Origin of the sequence: Vagococcus vulneris, from assembly GCF_003950515.1 — a bacterium.
Lineage (GTDB): Bacteria > Bacillota > Bacilli > Lactobacillales > Vagococcaceae > Vagococcus > Vagococcus vulneris.
This window is the reverse complement of sequence record NZ_NGJS01000001.1, coordinates 293,776-320,642: the sequence shown is the minus strand read 5'-3', so window position 1 is coordinate 320,642 and position 26,867 is coordinate 293,776. Positions and strand designations below refer to the sequence as shown.

29 protein-coding genes are annotated in these 26,867 nt (G+C 34.7%); 23 read left to right on the top strand and 6 right to left on the bottom strand.

From position 1 onward, the window contains the following. Window positions 1–386 precede the first annotated feature (386 nt). Complete coding sequence (locus CBF37_RS01520; RefSeq protein ID WP_125982955.1) at window positions 387–656, top strand: hypothetical protein; 270 nt, start codon at window positions 387–389, stop codon at window positions 654–656. A 335-nt stretch (window positions 657–991) separates the two neighbouring features. Here the strand turns inward: CBF37_RS01520 and CBF37_RS01515 are convergent, their stop codons facing one another. Then, the gene (locus tag CBF37_RS01515) at window positions 992–1,642 is read right to left on the bottom strand and encodes a hypothetical protein (RefSeq protein WP_165866582.1); all 651 of its coding nucleotides are present in this window, start codon (window positions 1,640–1,642) and stop codon (window positions 992–994) included. Here CBF37_RS01515 and CBF37_RS11820 point away from each other — a divergent pair. Beyond that, window positions 1,557–1,943 (top strand): 5-oxoproline transporter, DUF979 family subunit, encoded by a 387-nt coding sequence (locus CBF37_RS11820; RefSeq protein ID WP_125982962.1) that lies wholly within the window; start codon window positions 1,557–1,559, stop codon window positions 1,941–1,943. The genes CBF37_RS01515 and CBF37_RS11820 overlap by 86 nt on opposite strands. Before the next feature lie 26 nt (window positions 1,944–1,969). Beyond that, window positions 1,970–2,617, top strand: a complete 648-nt coding sequence (gene pcp, locus CBF37_RS01505; RefSeq protein ID WP_125982953.1) for a pyroglutamyl-peptidase I — start codon at window positions 1,970–1,972, stop codon at window positions 2,615–2,617. Window positions 2,618–2,684: 67 nt separating this feature from the next. Here pcp and CBF37_RS01500 read toward each other — a convergent pair whose 3' ends face one another. Next, window positions 2,685–3,977 (bottom strand): alkaline phosphatase family protein, encoded by a 1,293-nt coding sequence (locus tag CBF37_RS01500; protein ID WP_125982952.1) that lies wholly within the window; start codon window positions 3,975–3,977, stop codon window positions 2,685–2,687. Window positions 3,978–4,474: 497 nt separating this feature from the next. Here CBF37_RS01500 and aroE point away from each other — a divergent pair, with 497 nt between their 5' ends. The 13 genes from aroE to CBF37_RS01435 all read left to right on the top strand — a co-directional run bounded on the left by aroE (window position 4,475) and on the right by CBF37_RS01435 (window position 18,134). Then, entirely contained in the window at window positions 4,475–5,377 is a 903-nt protein-coding gene (aroE, locus tag CBF37_RS01495; protein WP_125982951.1) for a shikimate dehydrogenase, read from the top strand. Between the two features lie 5 nt (window positions 5,378–5,382). Next, a complete protein-coding gene (gene aroF / locus CBF37_RS01490; protein WP_125982950.1) occupies window positions 5,383–6,420 on the top strand; it encodes a 3-deoxy-7-phosphoheptulonate synthase in 1,038 nt (345 codons plus the stop codon). Between the two features lie 9 nt (window positions 6,421–6,429). After that, window positions 6,430–7,503: a 3-dehydroquinate synthase gene (aroB, locus tag CBF37_RS01485; protein WP_125982949.1), complete on the top strand. Its 1,074-nt coding sequence runs from the start codon at window positions 6,430–6,432 to the stop codon at window positions 7,501–7,503. Window positions 7,504–7,507: 4 nt separating this feature from the next. Continuing rightward, window positions 7,508–8,674, top strand: a complete 1,167-nt coding sequence (gene aroC / locus CBF37_RS01480; RefSeq protein WP_125982948.1) for a chorismate synthase — start codon at window positions 7,508–7,510, stop codon at window positions 8,672–8,674. A gap of 29 nt (window positions 8,675–8,703) precedes the next feature. Next, window positions 8,704–9,825 carry a prephenate dehydrogenase gene (locus CBF37_RS01475; protein ID WP_125982947.1) on the top strand — a complete coding sequence of 374 codons (1,122 nt, stop codon included), beginning with the start codon at window positions 8,704–8,706 and terminating at the stop codon, window positions 9,823–9,825. Then, complete coding sequence (gene aroA, locus CBF37_RS01470) at window positions 9,822–11,105, top strand: 3-phosphoshikimate 1-carboxyvinyltransferase (protein ID WP_125982946.1); 1,284 nt, start codon at window positions 9,822–9,824, stop codon at window positions 11,103–11,105. Before CBF37_RS01475 ends, aroA begins: the two co-directional genes overlap by 4 nt. Then, on the top strand, window positions 11,105–11,611 hold the full coding sequence (locus tag CBF37_RS01465) for a shikimate kinase (protein WP_125982945.1): 507 nt from the start codon (window positions 11,105–11,107) through the stop codon (window positions 11,609–11,611). The genes aroA and CBF37_RS01465 overlap by 1 nt, the downstream gene beginning before the upstream one ends. 13 nt (window positions 11,612–11,624) lie before the next feature. After that, window positions 11,625–12,476, top strand: coding sequence for a prephenate dehydratase (gene pheA, locus CBF37_RS01460; RefSeq protein WP_125982944.1), 852 nt, complete (start codon window positions 11,625–11,627; stop codon window positions 12,474–12,476). A gap of 99 nt (window positions 12,477–12,575) precedes the next feature. Next, on the top strand, window positions 12,576–13,631 hold the full coding sequence (locus tag CBF37_RS01455; RefSeq protein ID WP_240626639.1) for an LCP family protein: 1,056 nt from the start codon (window positions 12,576–12,578) through the stop codon (window positions 13,629–13,631). A gap of 89 nt (window positions 13,632–13,720) precedes the next feature. Continuing rightward, window positions 13,721–14,587 (top strand): DegV family protein, encoded by an 867-nt coding sequence (locus CBF37_RS01450; RefSeq protein ID WP_125982943.1) that lies wholly within the window; start codon window positions 13,721–13,723, stop codon window positions 14,585–14,587. A gap of 51 nt (window positions 14,588–14,638) precedes the next feature. Next, window positions 14,639–15,781: an alanine racemase gene (gene alr / locus CBF37_RS01445; RefSeq protein ID WP_125982942.1), complete on the top strand. Its 1,143-nt coding sequence runs from the start codon at window positions 14,639–14,641 to the stop codon at window positions 15,779–15,781. A gap of 4 nt (window positions 15,782–15,785) precedes the next feature. Further along, on the top strand, window positions 15,786–16,727 hold the full coding sequence (locus CBF37_RS01440; RefSeq protein WP_125982941.1) for an AEC family transporter: 942 nt from the start codon (window positions 15,786–15,788) through the stop codon (window positions 16,725–16,727). A gap of 60 nt (window positions 16,728–16,787) precedes the next feature. Further along, window positions 16,788–18,134, top strand: coding sequence for a DEAD/DEAH box helicase (locus CBF37_RS01435; RefSeq protein WP_125982940.1), 1,347 nt, complete (start codon window positions 16,788–16,790; stop codon window positions 18,132–18,134). Between the two features lie 117 nt (window positions 18,135–18,251). On the opposite strand, the gene CBF37_RS11570 is transcribed toward CBF37_RS01435, so the two are convergent. After that, on the bottom strand, window positions 18,252–18,407 hold the full coding sequence (locus CBF37_RS11570; protein WP_165866593.1) for a hypothetical protein: 156 nt from the start codon (window positions 18,405–18,407) through the stop codon (window positions 18,252–18,254). Window positions 18,408–18,623: 216 nt separating this feature from the next. Between CBF37_RS11570 and CBF37_RS01430 the strand changes: the two genes are divergently transcribed. The 3 genes from CBF37_RS01430 to CBF37_RS01420 are packed head-to-tail and all read left to right on the top strand — an operon-like array spanning window position 18,624 to window position 21,134. Further along, entirely contained in the window at window positions 18,624–18,989 is a 366-nt protein-coding gene (locus tag CBF37_RS01430) for an SdpI family protein (protein WP_125982939.1), read from the top strand. Next, window positions 18,970–19,692, top strand: a complete 723-nt coding sequence (locus CBF37_RS01425; protein ID WP_125982938.1) for a response regulator transcription factor — start codon at window positions 18,970–18,972, stop codon at window positions 19,690–19,692. Before CBF37_RS01430 ends, CBF37_RS01425 begins: the two co-directional genes overlap by 20 nt. Further along, the gene (locus CBF37_RS01420; RefSeq protein ID WP_125982937.1) at window positions 19,692–21,134 is read left to right on the top strand and encodes a sensor histidine kinase; all 1,443 of its coding nucleotides are present in this window, start codon (window positions 19,692–19,694) and stop codon (window positions 21,132–21,134) included. The genes CBF37_RS01425 and CBF37_RS01420 overlap by 1 nt, the downstream gene beginning before the upstream one ends. A 297-nt stretch (window positions 21,135–21,431) precedes the next feature. Here the strand turns inward: CBF37_RS01420 and CBF37_RS01415 are convergent, their stop codons facing one another. The 3 genes from CBF37_RS01415 to CBF37_RS01405 form a co-directional block, all read right to left on the bottom strand. Next, the gene (locus CBF37_RS01415; RefSeq protein WP_125982936.1) at window positions 21,432–21,866 is read right to left on the bottom strand and encodes a MepB family protein; all 435 of its coding nucleotides are present in this window, start codon (window positions 21,864–21,866) and stop codon (window positions 21,432–21,434) included. A 171-nt stretch (window positions 21,867–22,037) separates the two neighbouring features. Further along, window positions 22,038–22,256: a hypothetical protein gene (locus CBF37_RS01410; RefSeq protein ID WP_338067334.1), complete on the bottom strand. Its 219-nt coding sequence runs from the start codon at window positions 22,254–22,256 to the stop codon at window positions 22,038–22,040. Next, entirely contained in the window at window positions 22,249–22,524 is a 276-nt protein-coding gene (locus CBF37_RS01405; protein WP_125982935.1) for a DUF2089 family protein, read from the bottom strand. The genes CBF37_RS01410 and CBF37_RS01405 overlap by 8 nt, the downstream gene beginning before the upstream one ends. A gap of 410 nt (window positions 22,525–22,934) precedes the next feature. Between CBF37_RS01405 and CBF37_RS01400 the strand changes: the two genes are divergently transcribed. The 4 genes from CBF37_RS01400 to CBF37_RS01385 all read left to right on the top strand — a co-directional run bounded on the left by CBF37_RS01400 (window position 22,935) and on the right by CBF37_RS01385 (window position 26,853). After that, complete coding sequence (locus CBF37_RS01400; protein ID WP_125982934.1) at window positions 22,935–23,219, top strand: UPF0223 family protein; 285 nt, start codon at window positions 22,935–22,937, stop codon at window positions 23,217–23,219. A gap of 1 nt (window position 23,220) precedes the next feature. Further along, window positions 23,221–23,991, top strand: coding sequence for an inositol monophosphatase family protein (locus CBF37_RS01395; RefSeq protein ID WP_125982933.1), 771 nt, complete (start codon window positions 23,221–23,223; stop codon window positions 23,989–23,991). 128 nt (window positions 23,992–24,119) lie between these two features. After that, window positions 24,120–25,961, top strand: coding sequence for a translational GTPase TypA (gene typA, locus CBF37_RS01390; RefSeq protein ID WP_125982932.1), 1,842 nt, complete (start codon window positions 24,120–24,122; stop codon window positions 25,959–25,961). 127 nt (window positions 25,962–26,088) lie between these two features. Continuing rightward, window positions 26,089–26,853, top strand: coding sequence for a GolD/DthD family dehydrogenase (locus CBF37_RS01385; RefSeq protein ID WP_125982931.1), 765 nt, complete (start codon window positions 26,089–26,091; stop codon window positions 26,851–26,853). The last annotated feature ends 14 nt before the right edge of the window (window positions 26,854–26,867 follow it).

The following is a 26,867-nucleotide window of genomic DNA, read 5'->3' as shown; positions in this document are numbered from 1 at the left end:
CTTTTAGGATCAGCGAGTGAATGTGGTGCATAAGGGAGACTTTTTCAGTGAGCCTTTTAGGCTCAGGCCGGCAATAGAGGCTTTCAGCCGAAGAACAAACCTCCAGTTCACACTGGAGGTTTTGATTCAGTCTTAGATTTTTATTATTTAGTATGTTTAATCGAATAATTATTGCGATGATATTTAGATTTTCTAACAAAATAAATTCCTTATTTTAAAAAGATTGACTATTTATCAATTACTATAAAAGTCAAAAGTGAAGATATGTGTATTAGTATTTATTTTTTATCACATTTTATTGGTAAATTGATGATTTAAGAAATGTGTATTGTGTATAATATATAAGCAATCGTTTTATTTTATCGACTAGGAGAGGTTATTTATATTTGAAAAAGAAACAAAATTCACGTTTAGGAATTTCAACCAGAAAAGAACAATTAGAAATTTCATTAAACAATATAAGCTCAACTATGATTTTAAAAAAATATGAAGTGTTGCGAATGTTTTTTGGTTCATTTGTTTTTTCTTCTATTATATATTGTGGTTTAAAGTTTTCTCCGGACAGAATATCTATTAATTTTATAACAATTTTGAGTTTGTTTGGGGTTAAAATTTCTTGTGTATTGCTTCTTAGTAGTGGTGTCAGGATCAACTGATAATTTGGCGAGTGAGTTCAGATTATGTCGTAATTAACTCCCTTTTTTGATAAAAAATATATTTAAGTTATCGTTTGCTTATTTTATATTACATGTTATTTTATGGGTTGGAAATTAAGCATAATAGTTTATATTTTAATTAGTGGAAAAAGAGATTTTTAATACTTAGATAAAAAATACAATTTGATTTAAGTGTTGACGGTATGAGAAAAGAAAAAACAGATCTTCCTATACTTTGGGATTATCTATCTTCTTTTATGTTCATTAATTATTTATTGAAGACTTTCATATTTCTAACATCAATGGATAATGATCACAAGTTAGATTTTCTCGATTTATTGCATCATCTGTTTTTTATTTAAAATTTTAAATTTGAAGGGAATTTCTCTGTCTAGAAAACAATAATCAATATGGTATCTGTTCTTTTTTTGTTTTTCACCATTAATTTTAATAGATGTCCAATATGTATGCTGAGACTCTTGTCCATACTCTTCATTTTCTTTAAGGTGGTAAGCGCTAATGTATCCTTTTGAAGTGAACCAATTATTTAAATTACTAAATCCTCTATATTTTCTGACTGTATTTCTATCAAAATTAACACTTGAATTGAAATCATCAATAAATATTCTATCAGAAAGGTTATTATCATTTGCTAAACAATATGTATATATGTCTGAGACGTAGTAATCTTTTGTCCAAATTCCAACAAATTTTTGATTGTTACACGTAACGGGTAAAAAGTATCTCATGTGTAAGTCTTGAATATCGTCTCTTTGTACCTTATGTTTTTTACTGTAAGCCAATAGTCCTTTTTTGTCATCATCAAAAATGATATATTGATAGTTGACCGTTCCATCAGTAAAATCTACTCCTAGCTTGTCAACGGATTCTACCTCACTGATGATATATAAGTCTGCTTCAAAAGACTCAATGAATTTCCTTTTTAATCTGAATGCGCCTAGACAATTCCAGCTAACAATTTTCATTATTATCACTCCCTTTTATTATAATAAAATAATAACATTTTTTTTATTTCTAAAGAAATATGTAAAATCACCCCACGTTTTATATCTTATTGTAGGGAATGAGCGTAAATTATCTACTATTCTTATGATGACAGCTGGTTTCTGCGGGACGTTGATGACACCAATGGCTGCAAACTTTAATTTTTTGCCAGTTTCGCTTTTAAAGATGAAAAGTGAGTTTGGTGTTATTGAAGAACAAATACCAACTGCATTATTTTTAATAGTTGTTCATATTGTGTTAATGTATTATTGGGCATTTTAATATGATGAAATTTGGGAGGGTATCAAATGAAAATATTGGTTACAGGGTTTGATCCATTTGGTCAAGATACGATAAATCCGGCGATTGAAGCTGTGAAGGGACTGCCGGAAGTTATTAAGGGTGCAGAAATAATAAAGTTGGAAATCCCAACAGTTTTCGGCAAGAGTGCTGATACAGTTCGTATTAAGCTGCAAGAAATCAATGTAGATTATGTTCTGCATGTCGGTCAAGCTGGCGGACGATTTGCTTTAACACCTGAACGTGTCGCTATTAATCTAGATGATGCACGTATTCCTGACAATGACGGCAACCAGCCGATTGATGTGTCCATACAAAAAAATGGTGAGGCCGCCTATTTTTCACAGCATCCGGTAAAAGCGATGGTTCAGGCAATTAAAGAAGTAGGATTACCAGCTGCAGTTTCCAATTCAGCTGGAACGTTTGTCTGTAATCACATAATGTATCAATCATTATTTATGGCGAAAACAGAGTTTCCGCAATTGAAGGCTGGTTTTATACATGTTCCTTTTTTACCAGAACAAGTCGTCGAACGACCTGGTATGCCTGCAATGAGTTTAACTGATATAACTCAAGGGCTGGCAGCAGCAATCGGTGCGATTGTTGAATTTGATGGCAAAGATGATTTGTCCGCAATTGGTGGACAAAATCATTAGAAAATGATAGCACTTAGAATGATGATAAAAAACAACGTGTCCTAAACAGGATACGTTGTTTTTTGGTTTACTGTTTAAAGATACCTTTAATCACGCTGCCGTCGACATGATTTGAAAAATCAGTTATTCCTAATAATTCAGCGAAGGTCGGTGCTTCATCAATGAGTTTTGCTTTCGGAATAACATGTCCCGATTTAATATCAGGCCCGTTAAAAATTAGAGTAGTCGCATATTCGGGTTTGGTTGGGTGATAGCCATGGACTGCACGGTAACGATCCGGTTTGCCGATATCTGCTTGATTAACTTCCTCTATAATATGTCCGTTAGCTTCATCAATAAAGTAATAGCCAGACTTTGCTTCTAGCATAAATAAAGCATTAGTATCTGCACCCATACGTTGAATGTCAGGCGGCAGATAAATTTTTTCTATGCCTTTAATTGTTTTTAAAGCTGCTAAAATAGTATCCTCATCAACTCTGTTTTTAGAATCAGCATATATGTAGCAAGAACCATCCGTACTTTTGGCATATAATGATGCATTTCTTGGAGGAAGTTCATTTTTAGTTTTTGTCATCCAGCCTTTTTGAGTGAATAGACTGTTGATGCGAATCATCGTATGAACATCAATCTGATAATGGTCGCCTAATATAACAATATTAGTTTCGTCTCGCATACCAGCATCATCTAAAGCTGATAGAAGCTGTAATATTCGTTTGTCTTGACGTAATAGTGCGTTGTATGCCTGCTCCGATTCTACACCGTAAGCATGATACATACTGTCCAAATCGACGAGATGAATCATAGTTAAATCCGGTTTTTTAGTTTTTATTGTATCGACAGCACATGCTGTAACGAAGTCGTCTAAATAAGGCTGTTTAATTCCTTGTCGCAAATGTCCAAATTTTCGATTCATCTGATACATAAAATAAGGTGTGCTGGCTTTTAAGGAAGTTAATACTTGATTTGTCCAAATACGATTTGGAAAGATTTCAGCTATATTATAATTGATATTGCTGCCAGCTGTAACCGGCCAAAGGAAAGCAGCAGTCTTTAGTCTTTTTTGACGGGCGGCTTCATAAAGTGTTGTAACTTTAACATCTTTTGAATACCAGTACCAATCAGGAGAACGTCGATTCATTTGTTTTTTTGTATTATTTATAATGCCGTGTTTATTAGGGTAAACACCTGTGACAATCGTTGTGTGTGACGGATAGGTTAGAGAAGGGTAGACTTCAGCAATTTCTTTAACCCATGTCCCGTTAGTTAGTAAACTTTTAATTGTCGGTAAATAATCAATTTGTTCAATGATGTTTTTGGCACCTAACGCATCAATTGAGATAATTAACAGTTTCTTTGTCATTTCGTCACATCCTTCATTCGTATTATAACAAAAGAAAATATAATAGAATATACCCGCCAAAAAATTTATTAGTCGATCAAACAACTTTCTGAAAATAAAATGAAAATTTAATTAAAATAATGATTGACAGTCTAGGATAATCTAGATATACTTAATCCAACATTTACGAAAAATAAGTTGAGGTGTCTAAAATGAATTTAATTCAACAGAATAACATCATACAACTGAATAACTTTTACTTTAGCTATTATAGACATTGTTTGTAGTCAATCATCTGAGTGGGTACAAACAAAGGTTGAATACAATTGTTTGTATCTATGATGGCTAGGGGAATTAATCATGACTTTAACTGCCACGTAGATATTAAAAATCTATAGTGGCTTTTTCGTTTACATAAATGCATTTTTTGACGTGACGATAACTATAGATGGTTGTATTAAACCGCTATAGCTATCGTCTTTTTATCGTAAAATGTAATTTAAAAGGGGGAATTTTAATTGACAGCAGAGATAACAGGTATGACAGAATTATATGGTGTAATGGCTAATCCAATCAAACATAGCTTATCACCTTTAATTTATAATACAGCTTTTCAATATTTACACATGGATGCTGTCTATATGGCTTTTGAGGTAGACGAAGCAAATTTTGATGCGGCGTATCAGGCAATTATACCAATGGGTATCAAGGGGTTAAATATATCAATGCCGTATAAAAAAGATGTTATGACAAAACTTTTAGCTGATAATTATAAAGTATCTGATGTTGCAGTATTGGCATCGTCTTGTAATACAGTTGTTAATCAGGGATGTCAACTAGAGGGACATAACACAGATGGTTTAGGCTTTATTTTGTCCCTTAATGAGCACGAGATAGATATTGATAATAAAGTTTTAACCATTTTAGGTGCAGGGGGTGCGGCACGGTCGATTATTATTCAGGCAGCAAAAACTAAAGTAAAAGAAATTAATATTTTTAAACGAATGGACCAAAAGTTTAATAAATTAGTATTATTCTATCAATCAATTTCTGAACGATTTGATGCTAAAATAAATGTATTTCCATATGAAGATGAAGAAAAAATGGCCTTGATCATCAGTCAATCAGATATATTAGTGAATGCAACTCAAGTTGGTATGGTACAACAACCAGGTTTGCCCATCCCGACCTGTGATTTTTTGCATAAAAATTTAGTTGTCAGCGATTTGATTTATTATCCACTACAAACAGAATTATTAAAAAAGGCTGAAGAAAATGGCTGCCAAACAATTAATGGTATTGGTATGCTGATTCATCAGGCGGCATATTCTTTTAATTTAATGACTAATCAAGAAATGCCGGTAGCTGTAGTTAAAAAAGCAGTTCATCAACATTTAGAAAAAGAAGAAAACAGGAGGTAATAAAAATGATAATAATTATGGAACAGAATGCTACAAATGAGCAAATTAAATTGGTGATAAAAAGAGTTCATGATGAAGGGTTGGAAACACATGTCAGTCAAGGAGAAGCTCAGACTGTTATCGGTTTAGTCGGTCAAACAGAAAAAATTCTTGATTTGCCATTTAGGAGTTTTGAGGGTGTTAGAGATGTAGTAAGGATTCAGAGTAGTTACAAATTAACATCGCGGGAATTTCATTCAACAGATACAGTGATTGATGTTGACGGTTTAAAAATCGGTGGTAGTGAAACATTTGTAACGATGGCGGGTCCGTGTTCGATAGAAGGTCTTGATCAAATCAGAGAGTGTGCACGAATTGCTAAAGCTGGTGGTGCAACTGTATTACGAGGTGGCGCGTTTAAACCAAGAACTTCTCCATATGCTTTTCAGGGATTAGAAGAAGAAGGACTAAAATACATTCGCCAAGCTGCTGATGAATTTGACATGAAAGTAATTACTGAAGTTATGGATGAAGCTAATTTAGAACTAGTTGCTAAATACACAGATATTTTACAAATCGGCGCACGAAATATGCAGAATTTTAAATTGTTACAGGCTGTCGGTAAGACTGGTATGCCAGTTGCTTTAAAACGTGGAATTTCAGGAACAATTGATGAGTGGTTAAATGCAGCTGAATATATCGCGGCTGAGGGAAATATGAATGTTATTTTTGTAGAGCGTGGTATCAGAACCTATGAGACAGCAACAAGAAACACACTGGATTTAAGTGCTGTGCCGCTCATTCAAAAATTAAGCCACTTCCCGATTATTGTCGATCCAAGCCACGGTGTGGGTATATGGGACTTAGTCACACCGATGGCAGTGGCTGGTGTTGCGTCGGGAGCATCTGGAATGATTGTTGAAATTCACCCGGAACCAAACAAAGCATGGTCAGATGGACAACAATCGTTAAATGAAAAAAGATATCTAAATATGATGGATCAAGTCCACGTTATAGAAGAAGCTATGGTTAAAGTTAAAGAAATTCGTAGACAAATAGACTAGGAGGATCAAATGAAATTAACAGTGACGTTACCAACACATTCTTATGACTTATTAATTGAAAAGGGTGGTCTCGCAAAAGTCGGTAAGTGGACAGCTTCATTATGGAAACCGCAAAAAGTAGCAATTATTACTGATGAAACAGTATTTAATTTATACGGTGAGCAAGTAGAAACAGCAATTCGCGAAGAAGGTTTTGATGTCTGCACATTTGTGGTTGCTCCCGGAGAAATGAGTAAGAGTTTGTCATCTGCTGGAAAACTATATGAAAGTTTAGCTGATTTCGGTATGACACGAAAAGATGGTGTGATAGCTCTTGGCGGCGGTGTAGTGGGTGATTTAACCGGATTTGTTGCCTCAACCTATATGAGAGGGTTGCATTTTCTGCAAATACCGACAACTTTACTGGCGCAAGTCGATAGCAGTGTCGGTGGCAAGACAGCTGTTAACACAAAAACAGCTAAAAATTTAATTGGTACTTTTGCTCAACCAGATGGTGTATTAATTGATCCGTTGACTCTAAATACTTTAGAACCTCGTCGAATAAGAGAGGGTATGGCAGAAATTATTAAATGTGCTGCTATTGCCGATCGTCGTTTATGGGGATTACTGGATACATTATCTGGTGAGCAAGATGTTTTAAATCACGCAAATGAATTGATTTTTGCCTGTTGTGACATTAAACGACAAGTCGTTGAAGAAGATGAGCTGGATAACGGCAGTAGATTAACTTTGAATTTTGGACATACAATCGGCCATGCAATCGAGCAGACTCAAGGTTATGGAGTTGTTACTCATGGTGAAGGTGTTGCAATGGGGATGTGTCAAATGTCCAAGAAAGCAGAAGAAAAAGGGTTAACCCAAAAAGGAACAACAGGACGAATTACTGATATGCTGCAAAAATTTAATCTTCCGATAGCTTTGGAAAAATGGGAGAAAGATAAACTCTTTTCTGCTATTTCACATGATAAAAAAACACGAGCTAGCGAAATAAAGATAATTATTTTAGATGAAATCGGCGTCGGGAAAATTGAAACAATAGCAATTGACGAGATGCATGATTATCTAGAAAAAGAGGAGGAATAATAATATGAGATTTTTGACGGCAGGCGAATCGCATGGACCAGAATTAACTACGATTATTGATGGCTTACCAGCGGGTATTCCCCTAAGCGTAGAAGATATTAATATTGAATTAAAACGTCGACAAGGCGGTTATGGCCGCGGAGGAAGAATGTTGATTGAAACAGATACAGTTGAGGTGACATCAGGTCTAAGACACGGTAAAACTTTAGGATCACCGCTGACGTTAGTGGTTAAAAATGATGACTTCAAAAATTGGGCGACTGTTATGGGGATTGAACCAGTTTCGGATCGGGAAAAAAAGAAAAGACGGTTATCAAAACCGAGACCAGGACATGCTGATTTAGTTGGTGGCATTAAATATGAGCATGACGATTTACGTAATGTTCTTGAACGATCCTCTGCAAGGGAAACGACCATGCGAGTTGCGGTTGGAGCTGTTTGCAAGAAATTGTTGAGTGAATTAGCAATTAACATTGCTGGGCATGTTTTGGAAATCGGCGGTGTTAGAGGCGAGATACCCGAAACGATGACTGTTGCAGAAATTAAAGAAAGAGCTGAAGCTTCTGCAGTCCGTTGTGTCGATCCGCAGATTGAAGAAACCATGAAAGAAAAAATTGATGCAACACGTAAAGAGGGAAATACGATTGGCGGTGTCGTGGAAGTTGTTGTTGGCGGTGTACCAGTTGGATTGGGGAGTCATACACAATGGGATACAAAATTAGATGGAAAGATAGCTCAGGCGATTGTTAGTATTAATGCTTTTAAAGGCGTTGAATTTGGTGTTGGTTTTGAGGCTGCCCGACTGCCCGGTAGTGAAGTAATGGATGAAATTTTGTGGTCTGAGGTAGATGGCTATACACGAAAAACAAATCATCTCGGCGGCTTTGAAGGCGGTATGACAAACGGTATGCCGATTGTTGTACGCGGTGTTATGAAGCCGATACCTACTTTGTACAAGCCGCTAATGTCAGTCGATATTGATACGAAGGAACCTTATAAAGCGAGTGTTGAACGATCTGATAGTTCAGCAGTACCTGCTGCTTGTGTTGTAGCAGAGGCGATGGTAGCGATTGAAGTAGCGAAAGCCGTTTTAGATAAATTCTCTGCTGATTCATTTAAACAAGTAAAAAAGAGTGTTGACAACTATCGCGAATATACTAGGGCATTTTAATGTAAGGGAAAGGAGAGGGAGTGAGAAGAATGAAATCTACAACACGAATAGCACTGTTGGGTGTCGGCTTAATCGGTAGCTCAATTAGTTTATGTATTAAGAAAAAGTATTCGGAAATCCGAATTATCGGGTGGAGCGATTCATTAGAAGAATTAAATGGAGCAAAGCAAGCAAAAGTGATTGACGACTATACACTTAGTTTGTGCGAAGCTGTGAAAAATGCAGATATCATCTTTTTATGCACTCCGATTTCCGTCACATTGCGTCTCATGAATCAGCTACAACAACTAAAATTAAAAAAAAATATCCTCATAACAGATGTGAGTAGTACAAAAAGTCAAATTTGTCGTGAAGCACAAGTTATTTTTAGCGACAATATCACTTTTGTCGGTGGACATCCGATGGCAGGTTCGCATAAAACCGGTTTTATCGCTGCTGATAGTCAATTGTTTGAAAATGCATATTATATTTTTACGCCAAATGATGAAAAGAGTTGTGAGGCAATAGCTAAATTAAAGGACTTATTATCTGAAACGCATGCTACTTTTATTACACTAACACCAGAAATTCATGATGAAATTACTGGGAAACTAAGTCACATGCCGCATATTATTGCATCCGGTATTGTTTTAGAAGCCGATGATTTGATTAAAAATCACCCGAATGCAAAAAAATTAGCTGCGGGAGGGTTTCGTGATATCACACGTATTGCATCATCCGGCCCCAGAATGTGGACGGATATCTTATTATCTAACCGTGATGTGTTATTGCAGCAGTTATCTGAGTGGCAGAATAGAATGTCTTTAGTCCAAAATTGGTTAGAAAAAGAAGACGATAAAAAATTGTATCAATTTTTTAATCATGGGAAAATTGTTCGCAATGAATTGCCGATTCATAAAGAAGGAGCAATACCAGCATTTTATGACTTATTTGTTAATGTCCCTGATGATTATGGCGTAATCGCTGAAGTGACTAGAATTTTAGCAAATCACAAAATAAGTATTATTAATATTAAAATTTTAGAAACACGTGAAGATATTTTTGGCGTGTTGCAGTTGACGTTTCGACATGAGTTAGATATGAATAAAGCGAGAATCGCTATTGAGCAGGGTACGACTTATCAATGTTTGACACAGGAGGGGAGCAAATGAAACTATTATCAGCCAGAGGTCCGTTAACCGGCACAATTTATGTGCCAGGTGATAAATCAATATCTCACCGCAGTATTATGTTTGGTGCATTAGCTGAAGGCAAGACGACAGTCGCAAACTTTTTAAGAGCCGATGATTGTTTAGGTACGATTCGATTGTTTAGAGAACTTGGAGTAACAATTGAAGACAATAATGATGAAATAACTGTTGAGGGTGTTGGTTGGACTGGTTTAAAGAGACCAAATAGTATTTTAGACGTAGGTAACTCAGGAACTACTATTCGTTTAATGATGGGAGTTTTAGCAGGGCAGCCGTTCCACACGTCATTAACAGGTGATGCGTCGATTCAAAAACGACCTATGAATCGCGTGATATTGCCTTTAAAAGAAATGGGAGCGCAAATTTCCGGGTATGAAAATTCGGAGTTTCCACCAATTGAGATTAATCCAGTTACTTCATTAAAACCAATTTCTTATCACATTCCTGTTGCAAGTGCTCAAGTAAAATCAGCCTTATTATTTGCGGCACTTCAAGCTGACGGTGAGACTATTTTAATAGAAAAGGAAGTAACTCGTAATCACACAGAAGACATGATTAAGCAGTTTGGGGGCAGTATCGAAGTAGAAGGGAAAAAGATTAAACTAACTGGTCCGCAGCAATTTAAAGCACAGCATGTTGTTGTACCAGGCGATATTTCATCCGCAGCCTTTTTTATAGTTGCTGGCTTAATTATTCCCAATAGTCATATTCAAATAAAGAATGTAGGTCTTAGTGAGACACGAACAGGGATTATCGATGTAGTACGTGCAATGGGCGGTCATATTGAAATTAGCGACATAGATACTAAAAATCAATCAGGCACAATTGATGTTTGGTCTAGTAAACTTTATTCCGTAATTATCGAAGGAGATATTATTCCAAGATTAATTGATGAAATTCCGATCATAGCTTTACTTGCTACTCAGGCAACTGGACAGACAATTATTAGAGATGCCGAAGAACTTAAGGTGAAAGAAACAGATAGAATTACCGCTGTTGCAACAGAACTAACGAAATTAGGTATCAAAATTGAAGGAACAGCAGATGGGCTGATAATTGAAGGTAATCAGACAATCCATGGCGGACAAGTAACAAGTTATGGAGATCATCGTATGGGAATGATGCTCCAAATTGCGGCGTTACTCACTGATGAATCAATTGAACTTAGCCAAAGCGAAGCCGTTTCTGTTTCATTTCCGACATTTTTTGATGTTTTACAAGAATTGATGGAGGCGCAATAATGAACGGTATCTGCTTAATAGGTTACATGGGTTCAGGGAAAAGTACGATTGGCAAAGCATTATCAGCCCGTTTAGAATTGCCGTTTATTGATTTAGACCATGAGATAGAAAAAGAAGAAAACCAGACAATACCAGAAATCTTTGAAAAAAAAGGAGAAGCCTATTTTCGTGAAGCGGAAAGTTGGTTATTAAAAAAATACATTGCTGTACCTTGTGTATTAAGTACAGGCGGTGGTGTAATTGTTGATGAACACAATCGCAAAGAATTATTAAAACATGAATCAGTTATCTATTTAACAGCTGATTCGTCTATTCTGTTAGAACGTATTCAACAAGATACACGTACGACTAGGCCGCTTGCAATGGAAGAAAACATAGATTCTTTTCATCGCTTGTTTTTGGAAAGAGCAGATTTTTATGAATTAAGTGCCGCATATCAAGTAGATGTTACTGACAAATCAATCGAGGAAATTTGTGATGAAATTATTCATAAAGTGAGTTCATGATGGGAGGAAATTTATGAAAGTAGGATATTTGGGACCATATGGATCGTTTACTTCAATTGTAGCAAATTATTTTGAAAAAGCTGATATTAAGTTAAAAGATTACACATCAATCGCAAAGTGTTTAAAAGCAGTCGAATCCGGTGAAGTCCATGCTGCTGTGGTTCCTATTGAAAATTCGATTGAGGGAACTGTTAATACTACTCTTGATTACATGTACCATTATTTAAACCAATCTGTTGTTTGTGAAATTGTTCTGCCGATTAATCAACAATTAATGGTTCATCCTAATTTTAAAAATAATTGGCAGTTATGTAATAAAATATATTCTCACCCGCAGGCATTAGCCCAAACACAATTATTTTTAGAAGAACACTTAAATCATGCTGTACAGATTATGACAGAGTCAACAACAGAGGCCGCAGAGATTATTGCAAACCATTCTGATATTCCTATTGCAGCCATAGCATCCGTTGAAGCTGCTGAGACATTTGGCCTTTCGATTGTCAGTCGTGATATTCAGGATTTTCAAGAAAACCAAACAAGATTTTGGGTAATCGGGACAGAATTAGTTAAACCATCAATGTTGCAGAAGCATGTTTCTAAGCAGTCCTTTGGTATACAAATGACAGATAATCGTCCTGGAAATCTTCATCGGATTTTATCTGTTTTCAGTTGGCGCGAAATTGATTTGAGTAAAATCGAGTCGCGACCATTAAGAACCAAATTGGGTGATTACTATTTTTTAATAGACGTAATTCATGACAACAATCAATTAATGCAAAATGCGCTAGAAGAACTGACGATATTAGGTGCACAGATAAGAGATTTCGGTAAGTACCCAGTATATATCGCTCCAATAGTCTAAAAATAGATTAAAAATGATCGCATAGCATATCAATTTTTTCTAAATTGATCTATTCTATTAAGGAGAAACTAATTAATAATTGAGGTGTGAGGTGTACTGATGACTAAAATGTCTCGAATGGACTTAAGACGTCAACGTGAAGAAGAAAACAAAGAGAAACAAAGTAATCAAATAAAAAGTAATCAAATTAATAGAGAACAACATGACTTTGGAACAAAAGAACCAAAAACCAAAAAAAAATCTAAACGAAAACATCGAAAAGGTTGCTTGTTTTATATTTTGTTACTGATTATTATCATTGCTACATTCATAGTCGGCACATATTATAAAGGTTATTTTGCGGCAAAAAATGATAATATGCACTATCCGACAAAGGTAACTGATTTTAAGGGGCAAAAATCTGTCGATGGGTCAGTGAATGTTTTGCTGCTGGGGAGCGATTCGCGTGGCGAGGATCAAGGCCGCTCAGATTCAATCTTAATTGCACACTACAGTAAGGAAAACAAACAGCCAAAATTAGTCTCAATAATGCGTGATACACTAGTTCCGATTCAGACAGAAAATGGTGTTGAGTACAATAAAATTAATGCTGCATACTCATACGGCGGACCAGAACTTGTGAGACAAACAATTACATCTACTTTTGGTGTACCGCTTCAGTATTTTGCAGTTGTTAATTTTGATTCTTTTCCTAAAATTATTGAGACAATTGCGCCCGGAGGACTATCGATTAATGCTGAGAAGGATCTTGCTGTTGAAGGAACTGTAATTAAGAAGGGGCCTCAAAAAATGAATGGGCTGCAAGCCTTGCAATATTCTCGTTTTAGAAAAGATGAAGAGGGAGATTTTGGTCGTGTGCGACGCCAACAGCAAGTTTTGACTGCTCTAGTCAAACAAGGACTTAATCCGCTAAATGCATGGCGTTTACCTGAAGCAGTTGGCAAGATACAAGGCTATACGGAAACGGACGTTCCTTTCTCAATTTATCCTAGTTTATCTGCTAACTATTTGTTCAGTCGACACAAGCCGTTAGATATTTTGACTGTTCCGGTAAAAGGAAGCTGGAGTGAGGGGTATTATGATTATGCAGGCAGTGTTTTAGAAATTGATGAGAACACAAATAAACAGGCGATTAACACATTTTTAAATAAATAGATTTTTTAAACAGACTTTACATCAGTTCGAGATTATAGTATAGTTTTAGTATTATTTGGCTTGATAGTTAAAAGAATTGAGGATAGATAATGAAAACTGCAATTGTAACTGATAGTACCGTTTTTTTAACCGACAAATACAGAGAGAAGGATAATATTTTTATTCTTCCAGTTCCCCTAATTCTTGATAATCAAGTGTATCATGAAACAATTGATATTCATCCAGATAAGTTTTATGATCTTTTAAGAGAGTCAGAGAGTTTGCCAAAAACATCTCAACCGGCGTTCGGTGAAGCTGTTAAGTTGTATGAAACAATAGCAGAACAAGGTTTTGATGCGATTATCAGTATTCATCTCTCAGGCGGTATTTCAGGTTTTGTAAACACCGTCCATATTATTGCGCAAGAAGTTCCTCAGATAAATATATTTCCGTTTGATTCAAAAATTACTAGTGGACCGATGGGAAAACTTGTTGAGATTGCTTCAGATTTAGCTGATAAAGAATTATCAGCTAAAGAAATAGTTGACATATTAAGTGACGTACGAGAAAAAGTTGAAGGCTATATTGTTGTAGATGATTTAAATCATTTAGTACGAAGTGGTCGCTTGAAAAATGGCGCAGCTATTATTGGTACATTATTTAAAATTAAACCTATTTTGTCATTTCAAAGTGGAGACATCGTATTAACTGAAAAAGTTCGTTCTCAGAAAAAAGCTTTACATCGAGTTGAAGATATCGTATTAAATGAAATAACTTCTAAAATGGACGCGAGTACTTTTTATGTTATTCACTGTAATAATTTAGAAGTCGCCGAGCAAGTTAAACAAGAATTATTAACAGTTAATAATTTATTGGATGTTCAAATATGTGATTTTGGACCGGTTATCGCCACACATTTAGGTGAAAAATCTGTAGCAATTGGTGTTGCACCAAAAACGGTAAGAGACTTAATGTAAATGTTAAGTCTTTTTTGTTTTAAAAAATTTAACAGAAAAGGATGGGTTAACATGATACCTAGTGTTCACCGAGAAAGTAAAGTTATTGTCAATCTGGCAGCTATAAAGGCTAATGTAGAAAGTGAAATTAAACGTCTATCAGAAGGACAAGAGCTTTTTGCTGTCGTTAAAGCAAATGGTTACGGACATGGTTCTGTAGCAGTAGCGCGAACAGCAATTGAAGCTGGAGCCACGGGATTTTGTGTGTCAAATTTAGACGAAGGTATTGAGCTTAGAGACAGCGGGATAACTCTGCCTATTCTAGTTCTAAGTTATGTATCACCGGATTATCTACAATTAATTCATGATTATAAATTAAGTGTAACGTGTCCAAGTATTGAGTGGTTGCAACAAATTAATAAGATGTCAGAAACGTGTCATTTAAAAAGTCCCATCTTAATACATGTAAAAATAGATACGGGGATGGGACGCATCGGGATTCGCCATCGTCAAGAGATGAAAGAGGTTGTTGATTTTTTTAATTCAAATTCAAATTTTATTCTTCAAGGTTTATTTACTCACTTTTCTACGGCAGATTCGGTCTCTATTGAACATTTTGAATTGCAGCAGAAGCGTTTTGAAAAAGCGCGTGATATTTTTCCCGAGAATATTCCATATATTCACACGGCAAACTCTGCAACTGCACTTTGGCATGATGCATGGGGTAGCAATATGATTCGGTTTGGTGATGCGATGTACGGTCTGAATCCATCAGGTAGAGAGTTACCAGAGCCCTATCCGCTAATACAAGCAATCAGTTTTGAAAGTACATTGATTCAAGTGAAGCGGGTAAGTCAAGGAGAAAAAATAGGCTACGGAGCAACTTATGAGGCTGTCACTGATGAATGGATAGGAACTGTGCCAGTCGGTTATGCTGATGGGTTGCGACGAAGCTTTCAAGGTTTTGAGGTTATCGTCGATGGTGAAAAGGCTGAAATTGTAGGTCGAATTTGTATGGATCAATTTATGGTAAGGTTAAAAAGAGCGGTTAGAATTGGTACCAAAGTAACCATTTTCGGGCGAAACGGCACATTATTTAACAGTGTCCAATCGGGAGCAGAATATGTAAACACGATTAATTATGAAATCACTTGTGGGTTATCAGACCGTCTTCCAAGAGAATATGTCTCAGAAATGGATAGAATAGGAGAATAAATTTGTGATAGCCTCGTATTTAAATATTTTAGTTATTTTTGCCATTATTGTTTTAGGCTATTTATTAACGTGGATCAAATGGTTTGATAATAGAGTGGCGGATATGTTTTCAAAGTTGGTACTTAATATCACACTCCCGCTCAGTATGTTTTTAAATATGACACAACGGTTTTCAAAAGCGGAATTTATAGAATTATTTAGAGGTATTTTATTACCGTTTCTTTCTATTTTAATAACGTTTGGAATCAGTTTTATTTACGCTAAATTAACAAAAGTACCGCTGGCAAGAAAGGGTACGTTTCAAGTAATGTTTACCGCAGCAAACACTATATTTATGGGACTTCCAATTAATATGGCAATTTTTGGTGAAAAAGCAATTCCTTATGCGCTATTGTATTATATTTGTAATACTAGCTTTTTCTTTACAATAGGTATTGTACTAATTGCTAGAGATAATCCCGAAACGAGGCATAGTCAAACTCATTTTGATGCTAGAAAATTCATGAAGCAGTTACTCTCGCCTGCACTGCTAGGGTTTATAATTGGGATTCTTTGGTTATTGACGGGTGTACCAGTACCAAAGCCTTTAGTTGACTTTTCTGATTATCTAGGCGGTATGACAACTGCTTTGTCGCTTTTTGTTATTGGAATTATTATTTATCAGACGGGTGTCAAAAACATAAAAATGAATAAAGATGTAGCAGGTGTTTTACTTGGTCGCTATGTGGTATCTCCACTAATAGTTTACTTCTTATCATTTATTATTCCAATTCCAGACTTGATGTTAAAAGTTTTTATACTTCAATCAGCTATGCCGGTTCAAAATTCAATGCCTATCTTAGCAAGAGGCTATGGAGCGGATGAAAAATTTGCAACTTCTTGCTTAACTTATTCAATCTTTACATATTTTATTTTTATTTTAATCTTACTTGGCATCTTTTTTTAGATGACTATGGTATAATGCCAAAGGAAATGAAAACAAACAAAGAAAGAAGGTGTAAATGCAATGAATCAATTTACAGATTATAACTTAAAGCCTTTTATATTGGAGGCATTAGCTGAAAAGCATTTTACAACACCCACTGAAGTACAGAGAAAATTAATTCCGGTTATTTCAAAAGGGAAGAGCGTGGTTGGCCAGTCTCAAACTGGATCAGGTAAAACACATACGTTTTTGATTCCTTTAATGAATAAGTTGGATTTAAGTAAAGACGAAGTACAAATTATTATTACAACACCTAGTCGAGAGTTAGCTGAACAAATTTATCAAGCTGCGCTGCAAATTGCCAATCATTCACATGAAGAATGTCGCGTTGCAAATTATGTGGGTGGAACTGATAAAAAACGTCAAATAGAAAAATTAAAAAATCAGCAGCCACATATAGTAATAGGTACTCCTGGACGAATTCTTGATTTAATTAATAGTCAATCATTAAAAACATTCACAGCTTCATCTTTTGTTGTCGATGAAGCAGATATGACTTTAGATATGGGATTTTTAGAAGATGTTGATCAGATTGCTGCAACTTTGTCGAATCATCTGCAAATGCTAGTTTTTTCTGCGACTATACCGATTAAACTAAAACCATTTCTAAAAAAATACATGGATAGTCCAGTAATTGAGCATATAAAACCAGAGTCGGTTATTTCTGAAGACATTGATAACTGGTTAATATCGACAAAAGGACAAGATGTTAATAAATTGGTATTTGATTTACTGACGGTAGGACACCCTTATCTAGCAATGGTCTTTGCTAATACTAAACAGCGTGTTGATGAAATATCAGTATACTTGAAAGAGCAAGGATTGAAAGTGGCAACAATTCATGGCGATATTCCGCCTCGTGAACGTAAAAGAGTGATGAAATCTATTCAAAATTTAGACTTCCAGTATGTTGTGGCAACCGATTTGGCTGCCCGGGGTATTGATATTGAAGGTGTGTCGCATGTTATAAATGCTGAAATTCCTAATGACTTAGAGTTTTTCATTCATCGCGTTGGCAGGACTGGGAGAAATGGAATGGCCGGTATCGCAATAACACTTTATGATCCATCGAATGAAGTCCAAATTGCTGAATTGGAGAAAATGGGTATTGATTTTCATCCAAAAGCTATTCGCCATGGAGAAATTTTAGATTCTTACGATCGAAATCGTCGAACAAAGCGTGATAAAACACAAAAACAATTAGATCCAAAAATGATGGGATTGGTTAAGAAAAAGAAGAAAAAAGTTAAACCGGCTTATAAAAAGAAATTAAAACAGGCCATTTCAGATAACGATAAACAAAAACGTAAGGTCGAACGACGTCAATCAGATCGCGTTAAACGCAAATCACGAAAACAGGAGTATTAATATTAGATGACAATTCGGATATTTTTCGGATTGTCATTTTTTGCATAATAAAAAGGCATATTCTCCAACTTGATGGAAAAGCATGCCTTTGTCAATTACTGGATTCGTCCAAGGTGATTACTCCTTAACTAATTGATTTAATTTTGTTTTTGCTTCTTCAATGGAATTGCCTGTTGCTGAAACACTTTCGTTGCTTGCATCATATACAATAAAAATGTTTGCATCAGTATCCAAAGTGATTCTGTATTGCAATTGTTTGTTTTTAAATACCATATTCATTCTCCTTTCATAAAAATAAAATGAAGGCAAACTTTACGGTAACGTAATTCCTAAATTAAACTTAACATACCTTTTTAAATAAAACAAGTATTTCAAAAAATAAAAACGTTTACAAAACATTTGCTTATAAAATTCTTTGAAAATTCATCATAACGCGATAAAATGGAGTGAAGATGTAGTACAGAAAGCGATAGAGATGAGAGTGTGTATATGGTTTTTTATTTTACAGGTTGGGTTATGATTGCAATCGGTATTCTTTATGTAATGTTTCCTTCAAAAAAGAAGTACTATAAATATGGTTATCGGACAGCTCGTGCACGTGCGAGCGACGCCAGTTATCGGTTTGCACAAAAATGTGCTGCAAAATATTTTTTGGTAGTAGGTTTGATTACATTAGCTATAGGTTATATACTTAAATTGTTAGGTATTACACATTTTTTTATTATTGAATTATTAATAATTTTTATTCCAGTAATGATGACATTCTATTTGATTGAAAAAAATTTAGAACAATATAATGAGCAGCATGATTTTATAAAAAAAGGAGAAAATAATAATGAAACTTTTAATGATTGAAGATAATGAGTCAGTATCAGAGATGATGCAAATGTTTTTCTTAAATGAATCGTGGGATGTGACATTTAAGCACGATGGAAAAGAAGGATTGGATGCATTTTTAGAAAATCCGGATTCTTGGGATATTATTACATTGGATCTCAATTTGCCAACGATGGACGGGATGGCTGTATGTCGTGAAATTAGGAAAGTTTCCTCAACAGTTCCAATTATTATGCTGACTGCCAGAGATTCTGAGAGTGATCAAGTAATTGGGCTTGAAATGGGTGCGGATGATTACGTCACCAAACCTTTCAGCCCATTAACTTTAATTGCGAGAATCAAAGCCTTGCACCGAAGAGCAGGGTTGACTGAAGAAGCACACCCAGTAGATTCTAGTGCTAAGAATGATTATGATGTGGTAACAGACCATTTTAAGATGAATACAAAAACACGTGAAGTATTGTTAGATGACGCAAGAATCGACGGATTAACACCAAAAGAATTTGATTTATTGCTGACTCTAGCAGGAAAACCAAAACAGGTCTTTTCTCGAGAACAGTTACTGGAACTAGTCTGGGATTATCAATATTTTGGTGATGAACGAACAGTTGATGCCCATATTAAGAAATTAAGACAAAAAATTGAAAAAGTCGGACCGCAAGTAATTCAAACTGTTTGGGGTGTCGGCTATAAGTTCGATGATACCGGAGTGCAAGCCTAATGAGATATTTAGTCCAACAAATGATTGCCTTCTTTGTTGTGATTTTACTTGTGTTAATTGTTTTCGGCATTTCATTTACGCAGTTTACCAGAAATACAGTCAGAGAGTCGGCTTATGAACAATTAGAGGGTTATTCGAAGACGGTGTTGTCTAATATTAAAACATTTGATTGGACATTGCAGCAGTCGTTAGATACCACCCAAACAATTTTAAGAAATCAACGTGTTGGCTTTTATGTGTTAGATAAAAATCTGACTGCAACATATCCCGCTGAACGTAAAGGAATGACAGGCAATGAAGTGATATCAAATGCTGAACTTAAAGGGTTGAAAGATGGCAAACCAATTACCAAATTAATTAACGATAAGGACTTATCGGGTAAACATCAGACGATCACTGTTTATATGCAGCCACTTTTCTCAACAGACTTCAAATATGAAGGTGTCTTGATTGTCTATCAGCCAGGTAGTAGTATAGATAAAAGTGTCAGTTCTTTGACACAAAACTTATTTAAAGGGTTTATTTTATCATCACTTATTGCGATTATTATTAGCTATATCTTTGCAAAATTTCAAGTAAATCGAATTAATCGAATTCGTCGTGCAACAAAAGAAATAGCAACTGGGAATTTTGATGTTCATTTAGAAGTAAAAAATAAAGATGAGTTAGATGATTTGGCAGAAGATTTTAATAAAATGGCGGTTGCGTTGGAAGATTCTCATCAAGAAATTGAACGACAAGAGGAACGTCGACGTAATTTTATGGCAGACGTAGCTCATGAAATGAGGACACCATTGACTACCATTAACGGCTTAATAGAGGGCTTATCTTACAATGCTATTCCTGAAAATCAGAAGGAAAAATGTTTAGATTTAATGAAGAACGAAACCCGTCGGTTAATCCGTCTAGTTAATGAAAACCTAGATTACGAAAAAATATTAACCAACCAAATTACGATGGCTATCCAAAAATTAAATGCTACTGAAATATTGGAGACAGTTGTCGAGCAATTATCACAAAAGGCTTCCGATAAAGGAAATCAGCTGATTTTAGAAACAAATATGCCTGTCGAATTATATGCTGATTACGATCGTTTTGTGCAAGTAATGGTTAATATTATTACAAATGCAATTCAGTTTACTGAGAATGGAAAAATTATTGTTAAGGTATTTAGAGGATATTTAGAAACGACGGTTGAGATTTCAGATACAGGTATCGGTATGAGCGAAGAGCAGCAAAAGAATATGTGGGATAGATACTATAAAGCCGATCCGTCACGCAAAAATACAAAATATGGAGAATCTGGGTTAGGTTTATCTATTGTTGATCAATTAGTGAAACTGCATGACGGTCGAATTGAGGTTGATAGCGAATTAAATCAGGGGACAACATTTAGCATTACGTTTCCAGATCATGAAGAAAATTATCAAGAGTCAAATTAAAAAACTTGGGTTCAGTGGGTATCAATAATTAAAACTTGAGCTGTCAAAGAATATAAAAGCGGAATTTGATAATGAACATACGCATAATTCAAATAATATTATTAAAATAATCCAAGAGACTTTTTCATCATCTAACGAAGTATGCTAGGTATTATATATTGGGTGTTGATTTTAAAAAAAGAAACATAAATTGATGCACAAACTGGTGAAATTATCCTACAATATTTTGAATAGTCTAAAAAGCCTTGCTGAATGTGCAAGGCTTTTTAGACTACTCATGAGTGGTCTTTTATTTTTCTACAGTTGACTGAGTTCTGTAAAATAATCTTTTTGCCAGTCTTGTGTTTTTTTTGCAGTTGTATTTAAATCTGTATCCCAATTTGTGTAAACTCTAATCCCCATTTTTCCTTTTTGGTTATCATTTCTTAATATCTTTTTGTCTAATAAAATCTTTTTAGGGAATTTAAATAACCCTTTTCTATTTTGATCGGCAATCCATACTAAAGTAAAGTCAGGAGCATTTTCGAAAGAATAGGCTTTATTTTTTTTGAATTCGTCTTTTTCCCAAAATACAACAAAGTAGCCGTTTTTTTTAGTTGTTTTTTTAGCTAAACGGCTTCTGTATTTGAGATTGTCCTTTTCAAAAATAACCCCTTCATATTCTTCATTCTGTTCCTCTTTAATAATATTTCTTGGATTAAAAAAATGATTTATTAAATTCAAGCTAATCATAAACCTCTCCTTATTTGTTTTTTTACTGGTTATCCCGTCAGTATTAATGTAGAGTATAAAAAATTTGACCCTTAGTTCTAAAATAATGAACGATATTAAGCGAAAGTTATTGATCTAATCTGTCTTTGGCTTTCAATTTATCCATTTCTTTTTTTATTTTATATTTTTGGATTATCGCACTCCTGTGTAAATTCCAATTAATGTTAGAAATCCAAAAGGAAGCATAAGAATATCTCTAAGCGTAAAATTACCAGACACAATCACATAGAGAATAAAGATCATAAATAAACCTGGTAAAAAACTGCCGAGATATTTATTTCCAATATACCCTGCAAACGTTTGAAAAACAACGACACCAATGACTATTAATATTTCAATTAAATTAGTCATAAGAATTTTCCTTGTAGTTTTTAAGAATTTCTTTAGCAATATCAAAAGTAATTTTTTCTTCTATCACCATTTGCATGATTTTTATTTCAAATGAATCTTTTTTTGAATCTGAAATTTTTATTTTTTCAATTAAACAATCTAGTCTTAATCTAACAGTGAGATAACTAACATGATATTCACTTGCCAAATTTTTAAGGGATCTAGAAGCCATTAAAAATTTTTTAATAAATACTTGTTCTTCACTATCTAATTCAAGAAACCAATCCAAAACTCAACCTCCTATTTAATATTATTTATATTATTTTAACATTATTAAAAATAAAAGCCGTTATAAATTGATTTAGTTTTAATTTTAAAAACGCTTTGATATTACTAGTATACTTACGATATTCTGTATTTAAAAAATTATTATTAATGTTCGATTTATTTAAATTTTTAAATGCAATTAAAGGAGTAAGATTAAAGCAAATACGATGTATAATTTTATCTTTATTGTGATATTTTAAAGAGAAGTGATATTACTGGTAATTTTCTTATAACATTTTTCGTAAAGTATATTTTTTGTAGTTAATATCTTTTTTAGTTACTGGGTCTACAATCTTTTTAAGTAAAACAAAAGTTTGCAACACAACTAATATTTGTTACAATTTAGTTAATGAAGAAAATGTAGGTGAATCAATGAAGGAAAATTTTAGTTACCCATTAAATCCAGAATGGTCAACACAAGAAATTGTTACTGTGATGGCGATGTGGGAGATATTAGAACAAACATATACAAAGAGAGTAACGGCAGAAGATTTCCTTGGTGTGTATAAGAATTTTAAAGATATTGTTAAAAGTATTGGTGAAGAACGTCAGCTCGGAAATGAATTTGAAGAATTGACAGGTTATTCACTTTATCGAACAGTAAAATCCGCAAGAGCACAAAAGACTGGTGTATTAAGGATAAAGGAGCGCGGGTAAAATGAAAGATATGGAATTAATGAATCAAGTGAAAAGCTGGATTTTAGAGGCAGGAGAATTTGTAAAAGCTGAATTGAAAAAAGGTTTTAGTGTAGAAGAAAAATCTGGACGTTCAGATATTGTAACCAGTGTCGATAAGGCAACCGAAAAGCTGTTAACTGAAAAAATTAGAAAACACTATCCTAAAGATCACATAATCGGTGAAGAAGGCTTGGGTGATCAAGTCAAGTCTACAGTTGGGCGTTTGTGGGTGATTGATCCGATTGACGGTACGATGAATTTTGTAAAACAGGGTGAAAACTTTTGTATCATGATAGGTATCTTTGATGAAGGACAACCAGTTTTAGGTTTTATTTATGATGTTATGGCTGATCGTTTTCTTTTTGGCGGCGTAAATGTCGGTGTTTTTTGTAATGATAAAAAGATTAACTCAGTTGAGAACCAAACACTAGGTGATGGTGTGACAGCTACAAACCGTTTCATGTTTGCCAATAATATCCACGGTACGAAAGACATCTGTTTAGAATCTGTAGCAACAAGAATTTTAGGCTGTGCAGGTCTGGATTTTATCAATGTTATTTTGGGCAAACAGTGTGCCTACCTTTCAAATTTAGCACCTTGGGATTATGCAGCAGGGATTGCTTTAGCAAAACCTTTGGGATTAAAGTATTCCAATTTAACAAGTGACGGCTATGATATTTTAGGCGAAAGAAGTTATTTTGTGGTTGCCACACCATCTGCATATCAATCAATTAAAGAGCGAATTTTTTAATTTTTTAAGAGTTTGAAAACTTTTCCCTTTTTTTCAGGCTTTATTTTTGTTATAATAAACAGTCGGTAAATTTTCGAAGTAAATGTAGAGATACATTTTATGAGGTAAAATAGTGAGGAGATTAAATAGTGAAATTAAGAAATGATATTCGTAACGTTGCAATTATTGCCCACGTTGACCACGGTAAAACAACTTTGGTTGATGAATTGCTAAAACAATCAGAAACATTAAACGGTCATACCCAATTACAAGAGCGTGCCATGGACTCTGGTGATATTGAAAAAGAGCGTGGAATTACAATCCTAGCTAAAAATACAGCTATTAACTATAACGGCAAACATATCAATATCTTAGATACACCTGGACATGCCGATTTCGGGGGCGAAGTTGAGCGTATCATGAAAATGGTTGATGGGGTTGTTTTAGTTGTTGATGCTTACGAAGGAACAATGCCTCAAACACGTTTTGTATTGAAAAAAGCATTAGAACAAAAATTAACTCCAATCGTGGTTGTTAATAAAATTGATAAACCAACAGCTCGTCCAGCGGAAGTTGTTGATGAAGTATTAGAACTGTTTATCGAATTAGGAGCAAACGATGATCAGCTTGAATTCCCAGTCGTATACGCTGCTGCGGTAAATGGGACATCAAGTTTATCAGATGATCCAGCAAATCAAGAACATACAATGGGCTATATCATGGATGCTATTCTTGAACATATTCCAGCACCAGTTGATAATAGCGATGAACCTTTACAATTCCAAGTATCATTATTAGATTATAATGATTACGTCGGACGTATCGGAATCGGTCGAGTTTTCCGAGGTACTATCAAAGTCGGTGACCAAGTTGCCTTAATGAAATTAGATGGTGAAGTTAAAAAATTCCGTGTAACTAAAATTTTAGGTTTCTTGGGATTGGATCGAGTTGAAATTCAAGAAGCTAAAGCAGGCGATTTAATTGCTTTGTCTGGTATGGAAGATATTTTTGTTGGGGAAACAGTAACACCTGTTGACCATCAAGATGCTTTACCAATTCTGCACATTGATGAACCTACTTTACAAATGACATTTTTAGTAAATAATTCACCATTTGCTGGCCGTGAAGGTAAATATGTAACGGCACGTAAGATTGAAGAGCGTTTACAATCTCAGTTACAAACAGATGTATCATTAAAAGTTGAACCAACTGAATCACCGGATAAATGGATTGTTTCTGGTCGTGGCGAGCTACATTTATCAATTTTGATTGAAAATATGCGCCGTGAAGGCTTTGAACTACAAGTATCTCGTCCAAGTGTTATCTACCGTGAAGTAGACGGAACTTTATGTGAACCATTTGAACTTGTTCAAATCGATACTCCTGAAGAATATATGGGGGGCGTTATTGAGTCATTAGGACAACGTAAAGCAGAGATGCAAGACATGATTAATAATGGTAATGGTCAAGTACGTTTAATCTTCTTAGCACCTGCTAGAGGTTTAATCGGTTACTCGACAGAGTTTATGTCATTAACACGCGGTTATGGTATTATGAATCATACGTTTGATTCATACTTACCAGTTATTTCTGGTTTATCTACTGGTCGTCGTAATGGTGCTTTAGTATCAATTGATCAAGGTAAAGCAACTACATATTCAATCATGAGTATTGAAGAACGTGGAACTGTATACGTTGAGCCAGGTACTGAAGTCTATGAAGGAATGATAGTTGGTCAAAACAGCCGTGAAAATGACTTAGGTGTTAATATTACAAAAGCTAAACAAATGACTAACGTTCGTTCTGCTACAAAAGATCAAACTTCAGTTATTAAGAAACCAAAAATTCTGACATTAGAAGAATCATTACAGTTTTTAAATGATGATGAATACTGTGAAGTAACACCTGAAAGTATTCGTTTAAGAAAACAAATTTTAAATAAATCTGAGCGTGAAAAAGCAGCGAAAAAGAAAAAAACTGCTTCTAACTAATCAGCCGAAGAAGTTAAAGAATATCTATTCTTTAACTTCTTTTTTTACCCTAATATTTTGACAAAAAAAGACAATATGTTACGATTATTATGTATTTTGACAATTTAATGACTAAGGAGATGTCTGAATGGATTATCAAAAATTTGATATTAACTTTGGGTTAAACGACAAAGTTGCTGTAATTACTGGTGGTTTGAGCGGCATTGGAGAAGCAATTACTGAGATTTTTATAAAAAAAGGTGCACGTGTAGTGATTTTTGATGTTAATGAACGCACTAATGCTATGGCACAAGATAAATATGGTAAATCAGCTATTGGTTTAACTGTTGATGTGACGCAAAAGGATCAAGTTGAACGAGCAGTTGCTGAAACAATTAAAGTGTATAATAAAATTGATGTTTTAGTTAACTCGGCGGGTGTCTGCTTTTTAGACGATGCTGAAAATTTAGCAGAACCTGCTTGGGACAAAACTTTTGATATTAATGTAAAAGGTAGTTTTTTGACGGCTCAGGCTATCGGTAAAACGATGATTGCCAATCATGGAGGTAAAATTATTAATATGGCATCACAAGCAGCGCTAGTAGCGTTGGATAATCATGTTGCGTATGCTGCAAGCAAGGGTGCCATTTTATCAATGACAAAAGTCTTAGCTTACGAATGGGCGCAGTTCAATATCAATGTGAATAGTATTTCACCAACGATAGTGATGACTGAACTTGGTAAAAAAGCCTGGTCTGGTAAAGTTGGCGACGATATGAAAAAAGAAATACCAATAGGTCGTTTTGGCTATCCGGATGAAGTGGCTGCTTGTGCTTTGTTCTTAGCTGCAGATGCTTCAAATTTAATGACTGGGGAAAATATGGTTATAGATGGTGGGTATACAATTAAATAAATAAAAAAACACTC